This window comes from Paraburkholderia ferrariae NBRC 106233 (assembly GCF_000685035.1).
Taxonomy (GTDB): Bacteria; Pseudomonadota; Gammaproteobacteria; order Burkholderiales; family Burkholderiaceae; genus Paraburkholderia; species Paraburkholderia ferrariae.
The window spans coordinates 59,048-75,250 of sequence record NZ_BAYB01000036.1 but is presented as its reverse complement, the minus strand read 5'-3'; the positions used below and the strand labels follow the sequence as shown (position 1 = coordinate 75,250).

Sequence of the window (16,203 nt, the reverse complement as noted above, 5' to 3'; positions counted from 1 at the left end):
TTCACAAGGGATCAATGGCTGCAGGCTTGTAACTTTGATTCCTGGAGTAAGTGAGGGGGAGGCGCCGTCAAGCGTCTCCAGATGCGTTACGATGGCAGCGCGGCGCAGAGCGATTGGCGACGCGTCCGGTTCAACCCAGGCCGGGTGCAATGATCCAGGCGTTTTGATGGCATGACCTGTTCGGTCGCCAGCGTGCTCGACGCGCTGGGCGATCGATGGGGCACGCTGATCGTGCGCGATCTCGCGCTCGGTCTCGGTCGCTACGACGACTTTCGCCGGTCCACCGGCGCGACTCACGCCACACTGTCCAGCCGGCTGAAAACGCTGGAAGACAACGGGCTGATCGAGCGGCGGCTCTACCAGTCTCGCCCCGATCGGTACGAACACCACCTGACACCGCGCGGCAAGGACATTGGCGTCGTCCTGATGGCGCTCGCGCAGGTGGGGACGTCTGGAATCTCGCGCAACGGCAGGGACCGCCGTTGAAGTTCGCGGATACGCGAACGGGTCATGCGGTGCGGCTTGCTCTCGTCGATGCCGAGAGCGGCGAGCCGGTTGCATCGTCGGACCTGCGAGTTAAGGCGCGACCGGATGCGGACGATCTCGTGCACTGGCGGCTGGAGCAAACGCGCGCGCGGCGCGGCGATTCGCAATGACCCGCTCAGGGCAGGATCTGCGCGGCCTTACCTCGTCACAACCCCTACCGTTGCGAAATGGATAGTCTTGAGAGCATGTCGGTGTTCGTCGAGATCGTGACCACCGGCAATCTGAGCACGGCCGCCGAGCGGCTGGGGCTGTCGTCGAGCATGGTCGGCAAGCATCTGAACGCGCTCGAAGCGCGCCTTGGAGTGAAGCTGCTGCATCGCACGACACGGCGCCATCAACTGACCGAAGCGGGCGCGGTCTATCTGGAGCGATGCCGCGACATTCTCGAACGAGTCAAGGCCGCTGACGACGAGGCGTCGGCATGGCGCGGCAATCCGGTTGGACAACTGCGTATCGCGGCGCCCATTTCGTTCGGCGTCACTCAACTGGCGCCCGCGGTTTCCCGATTCCTCGCGCAATACCCCGGCATCGATATCGAACTGGTGCTGACCGATGCGAGCGTCGATCCGGTGGGCGATGGCGTCGATCTTGCCTTTCGTATCGGGCCGCTTGCCGATTCGTCATGGATTGCGCGGCCGCTGCCTTCGTATTACCGCATGGTCGTATGTGCATCGCCCGAGTATCTGGCCCGGCGCGGAACGCCTGCCGCGCCCCGCGATTTGCAGGGCCACGACTGCCTGGGGCATACGCGCTGGGGACCGGGTCATGCGTGGCGATTCGACGGGCCGGACGGCCCGATCGAAGTTCCCGTGACCTGCCGCCTGCGCATCGACAGCGGCCCCGCGCTACGGGAGGCCGCGCTGGCGGGCGGCGGCATCATCCGGCAACCGCTCAGCCTCGTCAAGACCGACCTCGAAGCCGGGCGGCTGCGTCTTCTGCTGGCTGACTACCGTTCGCACGGGCGCGACCTGTACCTGCTCTACGCAAGGGACAAGGCTGCGCCTGCCAAGCTGCGGACCTTTGTCGAGTTCGCGCTCGACTGCTTTGCCGTTGCGGACCCGGGCAGCCGGCTGGTCGATCAGGTTTGAGCGGTTTCGGGGAGTTCGGCAAAGACCTCCGCAACCACGCCCAGCGCGTTGTTGACTGCGCCGCCGCCTGCATAGAACAGGGTTTGCAGGATCGCCTCGATGATCTGCTCGCGGGCGGCGCCGGCAACGAGTGCCGCTTCGATATGCGCCCGCAGTTGAGGCAGCAGATAACCCTGTGTCACGCAACAGGCAATCACGACCAGTTCGCGCGTCGCCATGTCGAGTCCCGGGCGATCCATTACGCCGGCGAGTGCCCACTGCATGGTCATCGTCACGAAGTCGGGGCACAGGTCTTCGCGCGACTCGACCAGTTGCTTGCCGCTGTGCTTGCCGTGCAATTGCTCGAAGAGGGCAAAGCCTCGTGCGTAGGTATCGTCTCTGGGAAGAAGGGCGCGTGTCATGGTGGTCCTCGTGATGAATCGCCGGGAGGTCGGCGAACAAGCTCAGTGTGAAGCGGGACCGCACCGCGAAAAAGCCCATTCCGGTGCGTTCATTTCGCACCCGGAGTGGGGAATCGATTGGTAAGGCAACGGTAATGCGGCGTAACGCCCGCGAGGCGCGCTTGCGCACCTTCGGAACTCAGCGTCATCTATCGCTACGACGGCGAGGCGCGCACGATCGCCGGCTACCTGGCCCACAATCCCACAACGGGCTTGCTGATCGCGCAGGGCAAGGCCATCCTGTTCGAGCATTACCAGTATGGCCGCACCGATCGGGACCGCCTGATGTCCGATTCGATGGCCAAGACGTTTGTGTCCATGCTCGTGGGCATTGCCGTTGCCGAAAGGAAAATCCGGTCGATCGACGATACGGTTCAAACGTACGTGCCCGAACTCCGGGGCCCGGTTATGGGAACCGTGTCGATTGAAGTGGACGATTCGGCGCATACGTCCGCACCGCCAAAGTAGCCGCCATAGGTATGGGTTGACAGCTTGGGCACCATGCTTTAAAAAGTAAAGCGTAACGGGATCGCATGTGCCCATCTGGATGCATCTCGCCGAAACGCACAAGCACACACAAGCACGCACCGGCGCGGAAGTCGCCAGCGCATTTTCGCCGGGGATGCGATCATCGGCATCGATGCGGCAATTGCGGCAATTGCGGCTCTCAGGCGCGCTTCCCGCACGAGTCACGGAATCCCCGATGTTGAACACCATGAACCATCTCCGCTGGAAAATCGTCGCCTTCCTGGTCGCGCCGATGACGTTCGTGATGGCGCTCGATCGCGCCGCCATGGCCGTGGCCGCTCCGACGATCCAGAACGAGCTGGGCCTTTCGCTCGTGCAGATGTCGATGATCCTGACCGTGTACTTCTGGACCTACTCGATCGGGCAGGTGCCGGCGGGACGCGCGGCAGAACGTTTCGGCTCGCGCAAGGTGCTGTTCGGCACGAGCGCGCTGTGGTCGCTCATGATGATCGTCATGCCGTTCGGGAAGTCGTTTGCGTGGCTCTTCGGCTGCCGTCTTCTGCTGGGCGGGGCGCAATCGGCGGACTGGTCGAGCGGTATCGTCGCGCTCAAGCGCTGGTTTCCTCACAGCGAGCGCGCGAAGGGCAATGCCATTTTGCTTGCGGGCCTTTACCTCGGCCCGATCGTTTCCGCGCCGCTCACGGCCTGGATCATGCTGCGGTTCGGCTGGCATGCCGCCTTTTATGGTTTTGGCGCGCTGGGTCTGCTGCTGGGCGCGATCTGGTGGCTGGGCTATCGCGACACGCCGCAGGCCCATCCGCTCATCACGAAGGCCGAGGCCGGGCACATCGCCGCGGGGCAATTGCCGGAAAGCCCGCAGGTGAAGGGGGAGTTCCTGAAGTGCCTGAAGCTGCCGCGCTTCTGGGTGTTCGGCGTCCAGTACTTTCTGCTTGTGCTGATCCAGAGTTTCTACACGACCTGGCTGCCTACCTACCTCATGCGCGCGCGCGGTCTTTCGCTCAAGGCGGTGGGCGTGTATGCGTCCTTGCCGTGGGGCGCCGTGTTCGTAGCGGTATTCGTGGCCGGGGCACTGTGCGACCGGTTGCTCAGGATCACAGGTTCGATCTACTGGGCACGCACGCCGGTTGCCATTGCGGGGTTTATCGCGAGTGCGGTGGCGCTGATCGCGGCTTCGCGGGCACAGACGATCGGGACTGTCATGGCGTTGCTGTGCGTGTCGTTCGGGGCCGTGGGGTTCGTGCAGGTGGTTGTGTGGTCCACCACCCAGGATCTCGGGCGGGCGTACACCGGCGTCATGTCGGGCTGGACCAATGTGTGGGGCGCACTCTCGAACGTCGCCGGCCCGATGACGGTGGCGTTCGCCGTAAAACTCACCCATAGCTGGGAAAGCGGCATGGTCGTGATCGGAACGGCAGCAGCGTGCGGAGCGCTGCTATGGCTGTTCGTGCATCCCGAGCGCCCGTTGCAGGTGGGGGTGCCGAGCACGCCGTCCGGCTCCGTGCTCCCGGCGCAACGCGAAGCGCCGCGCAAGGCGGATGCCGATATCCAGCATGGCGATCATCTGCTCGATGGCGAGCGAGCCGGTGCGATCTGCATGGGTGAAGACTAGCAAGCTTCGAAGTCGATCGCGCCGCAGTTCTTTGACGGAATGCACACCTTCGAAGAATAGGCGCCCTGGGGTTTGCGCCGTGCACCATTCGCCGCGGGCCTTTGCACCAGCCTGAACGATCCGTGACCCACTCTGGATCACGGGCGGCGCCTTCTGCGCGCGCCGATCTTGCCGCGCAAGCCCTGCCCAGCGGGCTTTCTGGAGCAATAAACGGGCTCTGGCACAGTTGCTGCTAGATGAGTTCCAACTTGTATTCAAGATGGAACTCATGTTGAGCACACTCCCGTTCAAGGTTCGCGCGCTGCTCGATGCTTATGCTAGCGGCGCGACCACGCCTCGCGAGGTCGCACAGGCCGTGACCGCCCGCATCGAAGCCGCGGGCCGCCCCGAGGTCTGGATTGCGCGCGTGAGCGACGCGGCGCTATCGAGCCGCGTTGCCTCGCTCGAAGAGGCGTTCGCACGCGATGGCGCGGCGGTCTTCGAACGGTTGCCGCTTTTCGGCGTGCCGTTTGCAGTGAAAGACAACATCGATGTCGCCGGGCTGCCCACCACCGCGGCCTGCGATGCGTTCGCGTACACGCCGGAACAATCCGCCTGGGTGGTGACACGGTTGCTGGAGGCGGGCGCGATGCTGGTCGGCAAGACGAATCTCGACCAGTTCGCCACGGGCCTTGTCGGCACGCGTTCGCCGCATGGGGGCGTGCGCCAGTTCGAGTCCGACTTGCATATTTCCGGCGGTTCGAGTTCCGGCTCGGCGGTGGCCGTTGCCGCGGGATTCGTCGCCTTTTCGCTGGGCACCGATACGGCCGGCTCGGGGCGGGTGCCCGCGGGGTTCAACGAACTCGTCGGCCTCAAGCCCACGCCGGGGCTCGTCAGCAAGCGTGGGGTAGTTCCGGCGTGCCGCAGCCTCGATTGCGTGTCGATCTTCGCGCACGACGTGGGCGACGCATGGGAAGTCCTGCAGCAGATGGCCGGCTTCGACGCGCTGGATGGCTACGCACGCCACGTGCCCTCGCGCGGCCTCGCGCATGCGCCGCTGCGCGTGGCCGTACCGGATCCGCTCGGCTTCTTCGGCGACGCGCAAGCCGAACAGGCTTTCGCCGCCACGCTCGACACGATCGCTTCGCGTCTTGGCCTCGTTCCCGCACGCATGCCGTTCGAGCCGTTGCAGCGCACGGCGGCGCTGCTCTACGAGGGCCCGTGGGTGGCCGAGCGGCGTGCCGCGCTCGGCAGCTTCTTCGAGACCCATCGTGCCGATATCGACCCGGTGGTCGCCCGGGTGATCGCGCAGGCGGATCGCTACAGTGCCGTCGATGCCTTCAACGGCCAGTACGCGCTTGCCGCGCTGCGCCGCGAAGTCGAGCAGTATTTCGAATCGTTCGATGTCCTGATCGTGCCCACCGCGCCCACGCATCCGACCTTCGACGCGGTGCGGGCGGACCCGGTCGGCGCGAACAGTCAGTTAGGCCTCTACACGAATTTCGTGAATCTGCTGGACCTGTGCGCGCTGGCCGTGCCGGGCGTGCGCCGCGCAGACGGCTTGCCGGCCGGCGTCACCCTGATTGCGCCCGCAGGCGCCGATCAGCAGCTTGCCGTGCTCGGCGCCCAGATCCAGGCGCTCTTCATGGCCGATGCGGCAGCCGGCGCCGCCGCCGCTATCGCGGCACGACCGCTGCCGTTCGAGGAGCCGACCGTCGTGCTCGCCGTGGCCGGTGCGCATCTGCGCGGCCAGCCGCTGTGCTGGCAGTTGCTCGAAGCCGGCGCGCGCTTTGTCGAAACGACCACGACCTCCGGCCACTACCGCCTATATGCCCTTGCCGGCACCGCGCCGGCCAAGCCGGGGCTGGTTCACACGCCCAACCAGACAGGACTGCCAATCGAAGTCGAACTCTGGGAAGTACCGCTGCGGACGTTCGGCGCGTTCGTCGCGGGCGTGCCGGCACCGCTTGGCATCGGCAGCGTGCAGACCGTCGATGGGCGCACCGTCAAGGGTTTCATCTGCGAGCCGGCGGCGGTCGAAGCCGGCAGCGGCGCGCGGGACATCACGTCGTATGGCGGCTGGCGCGCGTGGCTGGCAGTCGCGGCCGAGGCGCAACCCGAAATTTCATCCTGACTGTATTCCGCTGGCGATTCCACGAGGAGCCCCATCATGTCCACACGCCGTGATTTTCTGAAGAGCGCCGGCGCGCTCGCGCTAGGCAGTGCGCTGCCGTTCGATCTCGCTTTCGGTGCCGAGCCGCTCACGGTCGGCGTCATCTATGTCGGCTCGCGCGGCGACTACGGCTATAACCAGGCCCAGGCGCAGGCCGCCGCGGTCATCAAGAAGCTGCCGAACGTGAAGGTAGTGGAGGAAGAGAACGTGCCCGAGACCGTGGCCGTGCAAAAGACCATGGAGGCCATGATCGAGCAGGACGGCGCGACGCTCGTTTTCGCGACCTCGTTCGGCTACTTCGATCCGCACGTGCTCAAGATGGCCGCGAAGTACCCGAAGGTGCGCTTCGCCCATTGCGGCGGCCTCTGGAAAAGCGGCGATCCGGCCAACATAGCGAGCTACTTCGGTTATATCGACGAATGCCAGTATCTGAGCGGCGTGGTGGCCGGTCATGCGAGCAAGTCGAAGAAGATCGGCTTCGTTGCGGCCAAGTCCATTCCGCAGGTGCTGCGCAACATCAACTCGTTCACGCTGGGTGCGCAGAGCGTCGATCCGTCCATCACCACGCACGTGATCTTCACGGGCGACTGGTCGATGCCGGTGAAGGAGGCGGAAGCCACGAACAGTCTCGTCGATCAGGGCTGCGACGTGCTCACGTGCCACGTGGATGGCCCGAAGGTCGTGATCGAGACGGCCGAGAAGCGCGGCGCGATGAGTTGCGGCTATCACGCAAGCCAGGCGGCGCTCGCGCCCAAGGGGTATCTCACCGGTGCCGAATGGGACTGGGCCACGCCGTACAAGGCGCTCGTGGCCGATGCGCAGACCGGCAAGCCCCAGCCCAATATTCTGCGCGGCGGCCTCAAGGAAGGCTTCGTGAAGATGTCGCCGTACGGCCCGAAGGTGACGGCCGAGGCGCGCGCGAATGCCGACGCCGTGAAGGCGCAGATGATGGCGGCCCAGTACGTGATCTTCAAGGGGCCGATGAAGGACAACAAGGGCGCCGACGTGATCCCGGCCGGCACGAGTCACGTGCAGACCGACATCGCGCTCGAAAGCATGAATTATCTCGTGGCCGGCGTCGTCGGCCAGATTTGAGCGGTGTGCGGCGGCGCGCCGGTGCGCGTCCCCGCGAGGAGTTGCGATGTCTTCTGCTTCGGTTCCCTTTGCTCGCAGTCCGTCCGCGGGCCTGGCGCGCGTGGCGCTGGCCGTGCTGCCGGCCTTGCCGACGCTCTGCGCGCTCGCGTGCACGCTGCTGCTCTTCGGCGCGTTCCTGCTCGTGCAGGGACAGCCCGCTGCCGATGCGCTCGGCCTCATCGCCGAAGGTGCGTTCGGCTCGTCGTTCGCGTGGCAGAACACGCTGCTGCGCGCCGCGCCGCTCATGCTCACGGCGCTGTGCGTGGCGCTGCCGGCGCAGGTCGGGCTGATCGTGATAGGCGGCGAGGGCGCGCTCGCGCTGGGCGGCCTCGCCGCTGCAATGCTGCCGCAATGCCTGCCGCAGACCACCCCCTGGTTCGTCGCCACGCCGTTGATGGCGCTTGCGGCCATGCTCGCGGGCGGCCTGTGGATCGGCGCGGTGGGCGCGCTGCGACAGTGGCGCGGCGTGAACGAGACCATCAGCAGCCTGCTGATGTCGTATATCGCCATCGCCATCTTCAAGTTTCTCGTGGAAGGGCCGCTGCGCGATCCCGCGAGTCTGAACAAGCCCTCGACGCCGCCGATTCCCGATGCCATGACGATCGGCTCGCTGCCCGGACTCGACGTGCACTGGGGGCTCTTCTGGGGCGTGCTGGCCTGTCTCGCGGCCTGGGGGCTCGTGCGCCACAGCACGCCCGGTTTCGCGATGCGCGTGACGGGCGGCAACGTGCGCGCGGCGCGCCTTGTCGGCCTGCCCGTGAGCGGGCTCGCACTTGCGGCCTGCGCAATGGGCGGGGCGTCGGCGGGACTGGCCGGCATGTTCGAAGTGGCCGCCGTGCAGGGCAGCGCCAATGCCTCGCTGCTCTCGGGTTATGGCTATGCGGGCATTCTCGTGGCGTTCGCGGCGCGCCAGAATCCGTTCGCGGTGATCGTCTGCGCGATGCTGATCGGCGGCATCGAATCGAGCGGCAGCCTGCTGCAGCGCCGCCTCGATCTGCCCGATGCCGCCACGCTCGTGCTGCAGGGCCTGCTCTTCGCCAATCTGCTCGCGTGGGAAGCGCTCGGTCCGCGCATTGCCGCGTGGCGCGTCAAGCTGCAGGCCGCCGCGCTCGCCCGCGCTGCCGTTCCTCCTGTTTCGCCGGAGCGTACCCACCATGCCTGATCTTCACTCCCCCGCAGCCGTGCTGCTGCTCTCGCTCTTCGCGGGCGCCATTCGTGTTAGTACACCTTATCTGTTCGTGAGCCTCGGCGAATGCCTCACGGAGAAGGGCGGCCGCGTCAATCTCGGCCTCGAAGGCATTCTCGTTTCCGGGGCGATGTCCGGCTATGCCGTGTCGTACCTCTCGGGCTCGCCGTGGATCGGCGTGCTGGGCGCGGCGCTCGCCGGCCTCGTGCTCGGCTGCCTGCACGGGCTCGTCTGCTCGCTGCCGCGCGTGTCCGATATCGCGTTCGGCATTGCGCTGATGCTGTTCGGCACCGGGCTCGCGTTCTATCTCGGCAAGCCGTTCATCGAACCGCAGGCGCCGATGCTGCCGTCGATCGATCTCGGCGCCTGGTCCGCTTCGCCGCAGTTGCACAACGCGCTGCATATCAATCTGCTGTTCGTGATCGGCGTGGTGCTCGCGGTCGCGCTGCAATGGGGCCTGCGTTCGATGCGCTGGGGCATGACGCTGCGCCTCGTTGGCGAGAACGCCGAAAGCGCCCGCGCGATGGGTTATCCCGTCACGCGCGTGCGCGTGATGGCGACGGCGGTGGGCGGCCTCTTTGCGGGCGTGGGCGGCGCGTACCTCTCGCTCGTGTACCCGGGCAGCTGGAACGAAGGTCTCTCGAGCGGGCAGGGCCTCATGGCCGTTGCGCTCGTGATCTTCGCGCGCTGGCAGCCGCTGCGATGTCTCTGGGCAGCGCTGCTGTTCGGCGCGGCCGGCGCGCTCGGCCCTGCGTTGCAGGCCATCGGCGTGACGACGGGCTACTACCTTTTCAATGCCGCGCCTTACGTGCTGACGCTGGCGCTCATGATCGCGAACTGCCGCCCGGATCGCACGCTCGCGGGTGCGCCGGGCGAATTGAGCCTCACGCGCTGAGCGCCCGCCGCTCGAACGGCAGCGACCACCACGACCCAAACGACCGATCTCGCACCATGCGTCCCGGAGAATGTCCATGACCCGCCATATCGAAGCCCGTCCTTATCCCTGGCCTTACGACGGCAACCTGCGCCCCGACAACACGGCGCTCGTCATCATCGACATGCAGACCGACTTCTGCGGCTACGGCGGCTATGTCGACAAGATGGGCTACGACCTCTCGCTCACGCGTGCGCCGATCGAGCCGATCAAAAAGGTGCTGGGCCTCATGCGCGAGCTGGGCTTCACGATCATCCACACGCGCGAAGGGCATCGCCCCGATCTTTCCGATCTGCCGGCCAACAAGCGCTGGCGCAGCCGCCGCGCAGGCACCGACGGCATCGGCATCGGCGACGCCGGGCCCTGCGGGCGCATTCTCGTGCGCGGCGAGCCGGGCTGGGAGATCATCGACGAACTGGCGCCGCTGCCCGGCGAAATCGTCATCGACAAGCCCGGCAAGGGCTCGTTTTGCGCCACCGACCTCGAACTGATCCTGCGCACGCGCGGCATCGTCAATCTCGTGCTCACGGGCATCACCACCGATGTGTGCGTTCACACGACGATGCGCGAGGCCAACGACCGCGGCTTCGAATGCACCGTGCTGGCCGACTGCTGCGGCGCGACCGATCCCGGCAACCACGACGCCGCGCTCAACATGATCCTGATGCAGGGCGGCGTGTTCGGCACGGTATCCGGTTCGGCGGCCATGATTGCCGCGCTGGGGCAGTGATCATGGCCACCGCCATGCGCGCACTCGGCATCGAGGTGATCGGCGCGAGCAAGTCGTTCGGCGCGTTTCGTGCGCTCGACGACGTCTCGCTGAAAGTGGCGCCCGGCACCGTTCACGCGCTGCTGGGCGAGAACGGCGCGGGCAAGAGCACGCTCGTGAAGGGGCTGGTGGGCTACGGCGTGCTCGACAGCGGCGAGATACTCGCGGACGGCCGCGAGGCGCGCATCGCTTCGCCGCGCGATGCGCAGGCGCTCGGCATCGGCATGGTCTATCAGCATTTCACGCTGGCGCCGGGCCTGAGCGTGGAGGAAAACCTGCTGCTCGCGCGCGGCAGCCTGCCCTGGCGCATCGACTGGCGTAGCGAGCGCGCGTCGCTCGACGCGTTCATGCGGCGCACGCCGTTCCGGCTTGCGCTGGAGGCGCCGGTATCGTCGCTGGCGGCCGGCGAAAAGCAGAAGCTCGAAATCCTCAAGCAACTGTATCTGGAGCAGCGCTTCCTGATTCTCGACGAACCCACCTCGGTTCTCACGCCGCAGGAGGCCGACGAGGTGCTGGGCCTGATGCGCACGCTCGCTTCGCGCGGAGAACTCACGGTGCTGATGATTACGCACAAGTTCCGCGAGGTGATGGCCTATGCCGACGATGTGACGGTGCTGCGCAAGGGCCGCTTCGTCGGTTCGTGCGCGGTGGCGAACACCGACCGCGACCGGCTGGCCGCGTGGATGATGGGGACCGACGCGAGTGCGGAGGTGCGCGCCGGCGCGGCCGAGGATGCCGGCACGGCGGGCGCCGCGGTGGCGCTCGCCCGGTCGCCGTGCGCGCCCGACGCGCCGGTGCGGCTCGCGCTCTCGAAGCTTTCGGTGGTCGATGACCGCGGGCATCCCGCTGTGCGCGAAGCATCGCTCGAAGTGCGCGGCGGGGAGATCGTCGGGCTGGCGGGCGTGTCCGGCAACGGCCAGAAGGAACTGATCGAGGCGCTCGTGGGCCAGCGCAGCGTGCAGGCGGGCGCGATGCGCGTGAAGGGTGCGCCCTATGCCGCCACGCGCGAGGAGATGACGCGCCTGCGCGTGTTCGCACTGCCCGAGGAGCCGCTGCGCAACGCCTGCGTGGCGGGCATGAGCGTGGCGGAAAATCTCGCGCTGCGCGACTTCGACCGCGCGCCGTTGCGGCGCGGCGGCTGGTGGCTCGATCGCCGCGCCATGCGTGCGCGCGCCGCGCGGCTGATCGACGAGTTCAACGTGCGGCCGCCGCTGCCCGAGCGCGCCATCGGGACGCTTTCGGGCGGCAACGTGCAGCGGGCCGTGCTCGCGCGCGAACTGGGGCAGGCCGTGGACGTGCTGATCGTCGCCAATCCGGTGTTCGGCCTCGACTTCGCTTCGGTCGCGGATATTCACGCGCGTATCCTCGCGGCGCGCGATGCCGGTGCCGCCGTGCTGCTCGTGAGCGAGGATCTCGACGAACTGCTGGAGCTTGCCGATCGCATTGTCGTGATGGCGGAGGGGCGGCTTGTCTACGAGACGCCGGCCAGCACCGCCGATCGTGTGGTGCTCGGCCGCCACATGGCGGGCCATGCAGAGGAGGCGGCACCGCGTGCGAGCGAGGCGCCGGTGCTGCATGCGAGCGCCTGAACCGTGCAGCGCGCCCTGAACACAGACCGCACCGAATCGAGGAGAAACGTCGCGATGACCACCGTCGCCCACGCAAAACCGGCGCCCTATACGTTCGACGCGCGCCGTACCGCGCTCGTCGTGATCGACATGCAGCGCGATTTCATCGAGCCCGGCGGTTTTGGCGAAGCGCTCGGCAACGATGTGTCGCTGCTGGCGGGCATCGTGCCGACGGTCGCGCGGCTCCTGGCGCACGCGCGCGCGCAGGGCTGGCTCGTCGTGCATACGCGCGAGTCGCACGCGCCGGACCTGTCCGACTGCCCGCCCGCAAAACGGCTGCGCGGCGCCCCGAGCGCTCGCATCGGCGACGTGGGTCCGATGGGCCGCATTCTCATCCGCGGCGAGCCGGGCAATGCGATTGTGGATGCGCTGGCGCCGCATGCGGGCGAGCTGGTCATCGACAAGCCGGGCAAGGGGGCGTTCTATGCGACGCGTTTGGGCGAGGAACTGGCGGCGCGCGGAATCACGCACCTGGTGTTCGCGGGCGTGACGACGGAAGTTTGCGTGCAGACGTCGATGCGCGAAGCGAACGACCGTGGCTATACGTGCCTGCTGATCGAGGACGCGACCGCGAGCTATATCCCCGCGTTTCGCGACGCGGCCATTGCCATGATGCATTCACAGGGCGGTATCGTCGGCTGGACGGCGACGCTCGATAGCTTGCTGGAGGCCGTTTGATGACGATGGAAGTGAATTGCCCGGAGATCGTCGCCCAGGTGACGGCGGCGTTCGAGGCCTATGAACGGGCGCTGGTGGAGAACGATGTGGCCACGATGAACATGTTGTTCTGGGACGCGCCCGAGACGGTACGCTACGGCATTGCCGAAATCCAGCACGGCGGCGAAGCGATTCGCCGCTGGCGCGAGACCTGTGCGCCGGTGCCGCCTTCGCGGCGGCTGCATCGCACGGTGGTCACGACGTTCGGGCTCGACTGCGCGACCGTGAGCACCGGGTTCACGAGCGATGCCACGCCGCTCGCGGGCCGCCAGATGCAGACCTGGGCCCGCCTTGGCGCGCCCGGCGACGCGTTCGGCGGATGGACCATCGTGGCGGCGCACGTGAGCCTTATCGAGCCCGTCTGAAAGCGGGGTAAACTGGCCCGGTACGCGTGCGGTGCCTGAATCTGCGCGTACGTGCCCGGGCTCCCACCCAACCGCAACATGATCGCAACGCAATCGACCTATGGACGACATGCCCCAAACGGCCGCTGAGGCGCCCGTGGCCAATGCCGCGAAGATGGTCTACAGCACGAATTCGCTCGCCGAGCAGGTGTATTCGCTGCTCAAGCAGGACATCTTCAACTTCCGGTTGTTTCCGGGGGACCGCTTTTCGGAGAACGACATCGCCCAGCACTACGGCGTGTCGCGCACGCCGATGCGCGACGCGCTGTTTCGCCTGCAGCGCGAGGGCTATCTCGAAGTGGGATTCCGGCGCGGCTGGAAGGTCTGCAACATCGACTTCGAGCAACTCGATCAACTCTACGATCTGCGCATCGTGCTCGAACTCGCGGCCATCGACCGGCTGGCCGCCGCGCCGCACGATGCGCTGGCCGCGCTGCGGGCCGTGTGGTGCATCGACGAGGCGCAGCGCGAGCATGAGCCGGGTGCCATGTTCGTGCTGGACGAAGGCTTTCACCGCGGTCTCGTGAGCGCGGCCGGCAATGCCGAAATGCTGCGCGTTCACAACGACGTGACCGAGCGCATCCGCATCGTGCGCCGGCTCGACTTTCTCAAGGCGCATCGCACGAGCGCGACCTACGATGAACACGCCACGATCCTCAATCTCATCGACCGCGGCAAGTTTGCCGAAGCGGCGATCGTGCTGCGCGCGCATATCACGCAGAGCAAGCTGGAAGTGCGCAAGATTACGCTCTCGATGCTGGCTGCGGCGCGGGACAGCAAGCCGCCGTTTGTTAGTTAATTGGTTTGTTGGTTAGTTAATCTAATTAATTAAGCGAATTGGCGGTATTCCCGAATCGAAAGACCAGGAGTCTCGCCGTTACGCGCGGGCGGTATCGGCCTCGCCGAAGCCTGCCGCTCCCTCATTGGCCTCCTTCGCAATCCATTGACTGAACAACTGCATGGCGGGCGTGGCCGGCTTGCCCTTTTGCCAGGTGAGCCAGTAGCTGCCCGCCTGCACCTCGATATCGAACGGGCTCACGAGGCGCCCCAGGGCGAGATCGCGCCCGAACATCGAAGCGGGGACGAGCGCTACGCCGGCACCTTGAATGGCCGCTTCGACCATCAGCCGCGACGAGTCGAACACCGGCCCGCGCGCGGGCCGCGGGGTTACGCCGGCCCGGGCGAACCAGTGCATCCAGTCGTCGGCGCGATAGGAGCGCAAGAGCGTTTCGTGGGCGAGATCGGCTGGCGTGCGCAGGCGCTGCGCGATTTCCGGCGTGCAGAGCAGCGAGAGCGGGGCATCGAACAGCTTCAGCGTGTGCGAACCCGGCCAGGCGCCATCGCCGAAGCGGATCGCAAAGTCGAGGCCCTCGGAGGCCAGATCGACGAGATTGTTGTTCGTCAGCATGCGCAACTCGACGAACGGATGGAGCGCGTGAAAGGACTTGAGCCGCGGCATGAGCCATCCCACGGCAAAGGTGCCCACGGCGCCGACCGTCAACACCTCGTGAAAATGGCCGCCTTCGAATTGCCGCAATACGGTTTCGATGCGATCGAACGCGTCGCTGAGCACCGGGCGCAGCGCGAGTCCTTCGTCGGTCACGGCAAGACCGCGCGGCAGGCGCTTGAACAGCGCGACACCGAGCCGCTCCTCGAGCGCGCGCACCTGCTGGCTCACCGCGGCCTGCGTGACATTCAACTCCTGCGCGGCGCGCGTGAAGCTCAGATGCCGGACTGCCGATTCGAAGGCGCGCAGCGCATTCAGGGGTAAATGGGGGCGCATAGTCGAGTCATAAGTTTATCTTGGTCATGGGGCAATTTATCATCGTTTGCCACAAGGCTCCGAAAACGCGACAGTGATGGCTTTCCAACGATCTCTCAGAAGGAAGCCGGGAATGAAGCTCGGGAACACCTTGTCTCATGTGGTCAAAGTGCTTTGTGTGGCGTGCGCGCTCCAGGGCGCCGCGCGTGGCGCCGACGCGGCGACGGACCGCGTCCAATCCGTGGTTGACGATGCCATAGCCCCGCTTATGCAGAAGGACCAGATTCCGGGCATGGCGGTGGGGGTGGTCGTGGCGGGACAGCCGCGGGTGTTCAACTATGGCGTGATGTCGAAGGAAACCGGCAGGCCCGTGACGAACGCCACGCTATTCGAACTGGGGTCGGTGTCCAAGACGTTTGCGGCCACGCTCGCGTCCTGGGCCGCGCAAAATCACCGGCTTTCCTTGTCCGACAAGGTGGCGAAGTACTTGCCCTCCCTGAGCGATCGCCCGTTCGGCAACCTGAGCCTGCTCGATCTCGGCACGCATACGCCGGGCGGCCTGCCGCTCCAGGTGCCGGACGAGGTTCGCTCCGACGCGGATCTGATCGCGTATCTCGGCGCCTGGCGTCCCACCTGGGCGGCCGGCACGTATCGAACCTATTCGAATCCCGGCATCGGCGTGCTGGGTCTCGCTGCTTCCAGGAGCATGGGGCAGCACTACACCGCATTGGTCGAGCAACGCCTCTTTCCCGCACTCGCGATGAAGAACAGTTTCATCGACGTGCCGGCGTCGCGCGCAGCCGACTACGCGCAGGGCTATACGAAGGACGGCAAGCCGATTCGCCTGGCCGGCGGTGTGATTGCGCCGGAAGCGTACGGCGTGAAATCGACGGCGGCCGACATGGTTCGCTTCATGGAAAGCAACATGAAGCTGATCGAACTCGACCCGCCACTGCAACGCGCCATCACGGCAACGCATACCGGCTACTTCAAGGCCGGACCGATGACGCAGGACCTGGTGTGGGAGCAGTATCCCTATCCCGTTTCGCTGAGTGCGCTCAAGCTGGGCAACGGCCCGGACATGGCTTTCAAGGCGACCCCCGTGAGCCGGATCAGCCCGCCCGAGGCGCCGCGCGACGACGTGTGGATCAACAAGACGGGCTCCACCAACGGTTTTGGCTCGTACGTGGCCTTCATTCCGGGGCAGCGCCTCGGCATCGTCATGCTTGCCAACCGGAACTTCCCGAACGAAGACCGCGTGGCGGTGGTGTACCGGATTTTGACTTCGCTTGCAAACATCCAGCAATGAACCGGGCGTCGGGTTGAGACGATCGGGCATAGCGTT

General features: G+C 66.3%; 17 protein-coding genes. 15 read left to right on the top strand and 2 right to left on the bottom strand.

Annotation, left to right across the window (positions count from 1 at the left end):
• The first annotated feature begins 171 nt into the window (after positions 1 to 171).
• Genes BFE01S_RS46075 through BFE01S_RS30555 form a run of 3 tightly spaced genes read left to right on the top strand, consistent with a single transcriptional unit; the run spans position 172 to position 1,634 of the window.
• Entirely contained in the window at positions 172 to 486 is a 315-nt protein-coding gene (locus BFE01S_RS46075) for a winged helix-turn-helix transcriptional regulator (RefSeq protein ID WP_245621237.1), read from the top strand.
• Positions 483 to 656: a hypothetical protein gene (locus BFE01S_RS46070; RefSeq protein ID WP_245621236.1), complete on the top strand. Its 174-nt coding sequence runs from the start codon at positions 483 to 485 to the stop codon at positions 654 to 656. Before BFE01S_RS46075 ends, BFE01S_RS46070 begins: the two co-directional genes overlap by 4 nt.
• A 57-nt stretch (positions 657 to 713) precedes the next feature.
• On the top strand, positions 714 to 1,634 hold the full coding sequence (locus tag BFE01S_RS30555; RefSeq protein ID WP_028228777.1) for a LysR family transcriptional regulator: 921 nt from the start codon (positions 714 to 716) through the stop codon (positions 1,632 to 1,634).
• Here BFE01S_RS30555 and BFE01S_RS30550 read toward each other — a convergent pair.
• Positions 1,625 to 2,035, bottom strand: a complete 411-nt coding sequence (locus BFE01S_RS30550; protein WP_028228776.1) for a carboxymuconolactone decarboxylase family protein — start codon at positions 2,033 to 2,035, stop codon at positions 1,625 to 1,627. The genes BFE01S_RS30555 and BFE01S_RS30550 overlap by 10 nt on opposite strands.
• Before the next feature lie 252 nt (positions 2,036 to 2,287).
• On the opposite strand from BFE01S_RS30550, the gene BFE01S_RS30545 reads away from it, so the two are divergent.
• The 11 genes from BFE01S_RS30545 (at position 2,288) to BFE01S_RS30495 (ending at position 13,895) form a co-directional block, all read left to right on the top strand.
• Positions 2,288 to 2,542 (top strand): serine hydrolase domain-containing protein, encoded by a 255-nt coding sequence (locus tag BFE01S_RS30545; RefSeq protein ID WP_028228775.1) that lies wholly within the window; start codon positions 2,288 to 2,290, stop codon positions 2,540 to 2,542.
• Between the two features lie 235 nt (positions 2,543 to 2,777).
• A complete protein-coding gene (locus BFE01S_RS40785) occupies positions 2,778 to 4,172 on the top strand; it encodes an MFS transporter (RefSeq protein ID WP_052421029.1) in 1,395 nt (464 codons plus the stop codon).
• 268 nt (positions 4,173 to 4,440) lie between these two features.
• Positions 4,441 to 6,285 (top strand): allophanate hydrolase, encoded by a 1,845-nt coding sequence (atzF, locus tag BFE01S_RS30535; RefSeq protein ID WP_028228774.1) that lies wholly within the window; start codon positions 4,441 to 4,443, stop codon positions 6,283 to 6,285.
• Between the two features lie 36 nt (positions 6,286 to 6,321).
• Positions 6,322 to 7,419: a BMP family ABC transporter substrate-binding protein gene (locus BFE01S_RS30530; protein WP_028228773.1), complete on the top strand. Its 1,098-nt coding sequence runs from the start codon at positions 6,322 to 6,324 to the stop codon at positions 7,417 to 7,419.
• 46 nt (positions 7,420 to 7,465) lie between these two features.
• The gene (locus BFE01S_RS30525; RefSeq protein WP_028228772.1) at positions 7,466 to 8,620 is read left to right on the top strand and encodes an ABC transporter permease; all 1,155 of its coding nucleotides are present in this window, start codon (positions 7,466 to 7,468) and stop codon (positions 8,618 to 8,620) included.
• Entirely contained in the window at positions 8,613 to 9,539 is a 927-nt protein-coding gene (locus BFE01S_RS30520; protein ID WP_028228771.1) for an ABC transporter permease, read from the top strand. The genes BFE01S_RS30525 and BFE01S_RS30520 overlap by 8 nt, the downstream gene beginning before the upstream one ends.
• A gap of 76 nt (positions 9,540 to 9,615) precedes the next feature.
• A complete protein-coding gene (biuH, locus tag BFE01S_RS30515; RefSeq protein WP_028228770.1) occupies positions 9,616 to 10,308 on the top strand; it encodes a biuret amidohydrolase in 693 nt (230 codons plus the stop codon).
• 2 nt (positions 10,309 to 10,310) lie between these two features.
• Entirely contained in the window at positions 10,311 to 11,936 is a 1,626-nt protein-coding gene (locus tag BFE01S_RS30510; RefSeq protein ID WP_028228769.1) for an ABC transporter ATP-binding protein, read from the top strand.
• A 54-nt stretch (positions 11,937 to 11,990) separates the two neighbouring features.
• The gene (locus BFE01S_RS30505; protein ID WP_028228768.1) at positions 11,991 to 12,653 is read left to right on the top strand and encodes a cysteine hydrolase family protein; all 663 of its coding nucleotides are present in this window, start codon (positions 11,991 to 11,993) and stop codon (positions 12,651 to 12,653) included.
• 5 nt (positions 12,654 to 12,658) lie between these two features.
• The gene (gene hpxZ / locus BFE01S_RS30500; RefSeq protein WP_028228767.1) at positions 12,659 to 13,057 is read left to right on the top strand and encodes an oxalurate catabolism protein HpxZ; all 399 of its coding nucleotides are present in this window, start codon (positions 12,659 to 12,661) and stop codon (positions 13,055 to 13,057) included.
• Between the two features lie 109 nt (positions 13,058 to 13,166).
• Complete coding sequence (locus BFE01S_RS30495) at positions 13,167 to 13,895, top strand: GntR family transcriptional regulator (protein ID WP_407668254.1); 729 nt, start codon at positions 13,167 to 13,169, stop codon at positions 13,893 to 13,895.
• A 78-nt stretch (positions 13,896 to 13,973) separates the two neighbouring features.
• Here BFE01S_RS30495 and BFE01S_RS30490 read toward each other — a convergent pair whose 3' ends face one another.
• Positions 13,974 to 14,879 (bottom strand): LysR family transcriptional regulator, encoded by a 906-nt coding sequence (locus BFE01S_RS30490; protein WP_028228765.1) that lies wholly within the window; start codon positions 14,877 to 14,879, stop codon positions 13,974 to 13,976.
• A 112-nt stretch (positions 14,880 to 14,991) separates the two neighbouring features.
• Here BFE01S_RS30490 and ampC point away from each other — a divergent pair, with 112 nt between their 5' ends.
• Positions 14,992 to 16,167, top strand: coding sequence for a class C beta-lactamase (gene ampC, locus BFE01S_RS30485; protein WP_028228764.1), 1,176 nt, complete (start codon positions 14,992 to 14,994; stop codon positions 16,165 to 16,167).
• The last annotated feature ends 36 nt before the right edge of the window (positions 16,168 to 16,203 follow it).

Excerpts from the sequence above, each read along its gene's own strand:
- BFE01S_RS30520 (WP_028228771.1), top strand. The coding sequence starts at position 8,613 with ATGCCTGATCTTCACTCCCCCGCAGCCGTGCTGCTGCTCTCGCTCTTC.
- ampC (WP_028228764.1), top strand. The coding sequence starts at position 14,992 with ATGAAGCTCGGGAACACCTTGTCTCATGTGGTCAAAGTGCTTTGTGTG.
- BFE01S_RS46075 (WP_245621237.1), top strand. The coding sequence starts at position 172 with ATGACCTGTTCGGTCGCCAGCGTGCTCGACGCGCTGGGCGATCGATGG.
- BFE01S_RS30510 (WP_028228769.1), top strand. The coding sequence starts at position 10,311 with ATGGCCACCGCCATGCGCGCACTCGGCATCGAGGTGATCGGCGCGAGC.
- BFE01S_RS30495 (WP_407668254.1), top strand. The coding sequence starts at position 13,167 with ATGCCCCAAACGGCCGCTGAGGCGCCCGTGGCCAATGCCGCGAAGATG.
- BFE01S_RS30550 (WP_028228776.1), bottom strand. The coding sequence starts at position 2,035 with ATGACACGCGCCCTTCTTCCCAGAGACGATACCTACGCACGAGGCTTT.
- BFE01S_RS30530 (WP_028228773.1), top strand. The coding sequence starts at position 6,322 with ATGTCCACACGCCGTGATTTTCTGAAGAGCGCCGGCGCGCTCGCGCTA.
- BFE01S_RS30505 (WP_028228768.1), top strand. The coding sequence starts at position 11,991 with ATGACCACCGTCGCCCACGCAAAACCGGCGCCCTATACGTTCGACGCG.
- biuH (WP_028228770.1), top strand. The coding sequence starts at position 9,616 with ATGACCCGCCATATCGAAGCCCGTCCTTATCCCTGGCCTTACGACGGC.
- atzF (WP_028228774.1), top strand. The coding sequence starts at position 4,441 with ATGTTGAGCACACTCCCGTTCAAGGTTCGCGCGCTGCTCGATGCTTAT.
- BFE01S_RS30490 (WP_028228765.1), bottom strand. The coding sequence starts at position 14,879 with ATGCGCCCCCATTTACCCCTGAATGCGCTGCGCGCCTTCGAATCGGCA.
- hpxZ (WP_028228767.1), top strand. The coding sequence starts at position 12,659 with ATGGAAGTGAATTGCCCGGAGATCGTCGCCCAGGTGACGGCGGCGTTC.
- BFE01S_RS40785 (WP_052421029.1), top strand. The coding sequence starts at position 2,778 with ATGTTGAACACCATGAACCATCTCCGCTGGAAAATCGTCGCCTTCCTG.
- BFE01S_RS30525 (WP_028228772.1), top strand. The coding sequence starts at position 7,466 with ATGTCTTCTGCTTCGGTTCCCTTTGCTCGCAGTCCGTCCGCGGGCCTG.
- BFE01S_RS30555 (WP_028228777.1), top strand. The coding sequence starts at position 714 with ATGGATAGTCTTGAGAGCATGTCGGTGTTCGTCGAGATCGTGACCACC.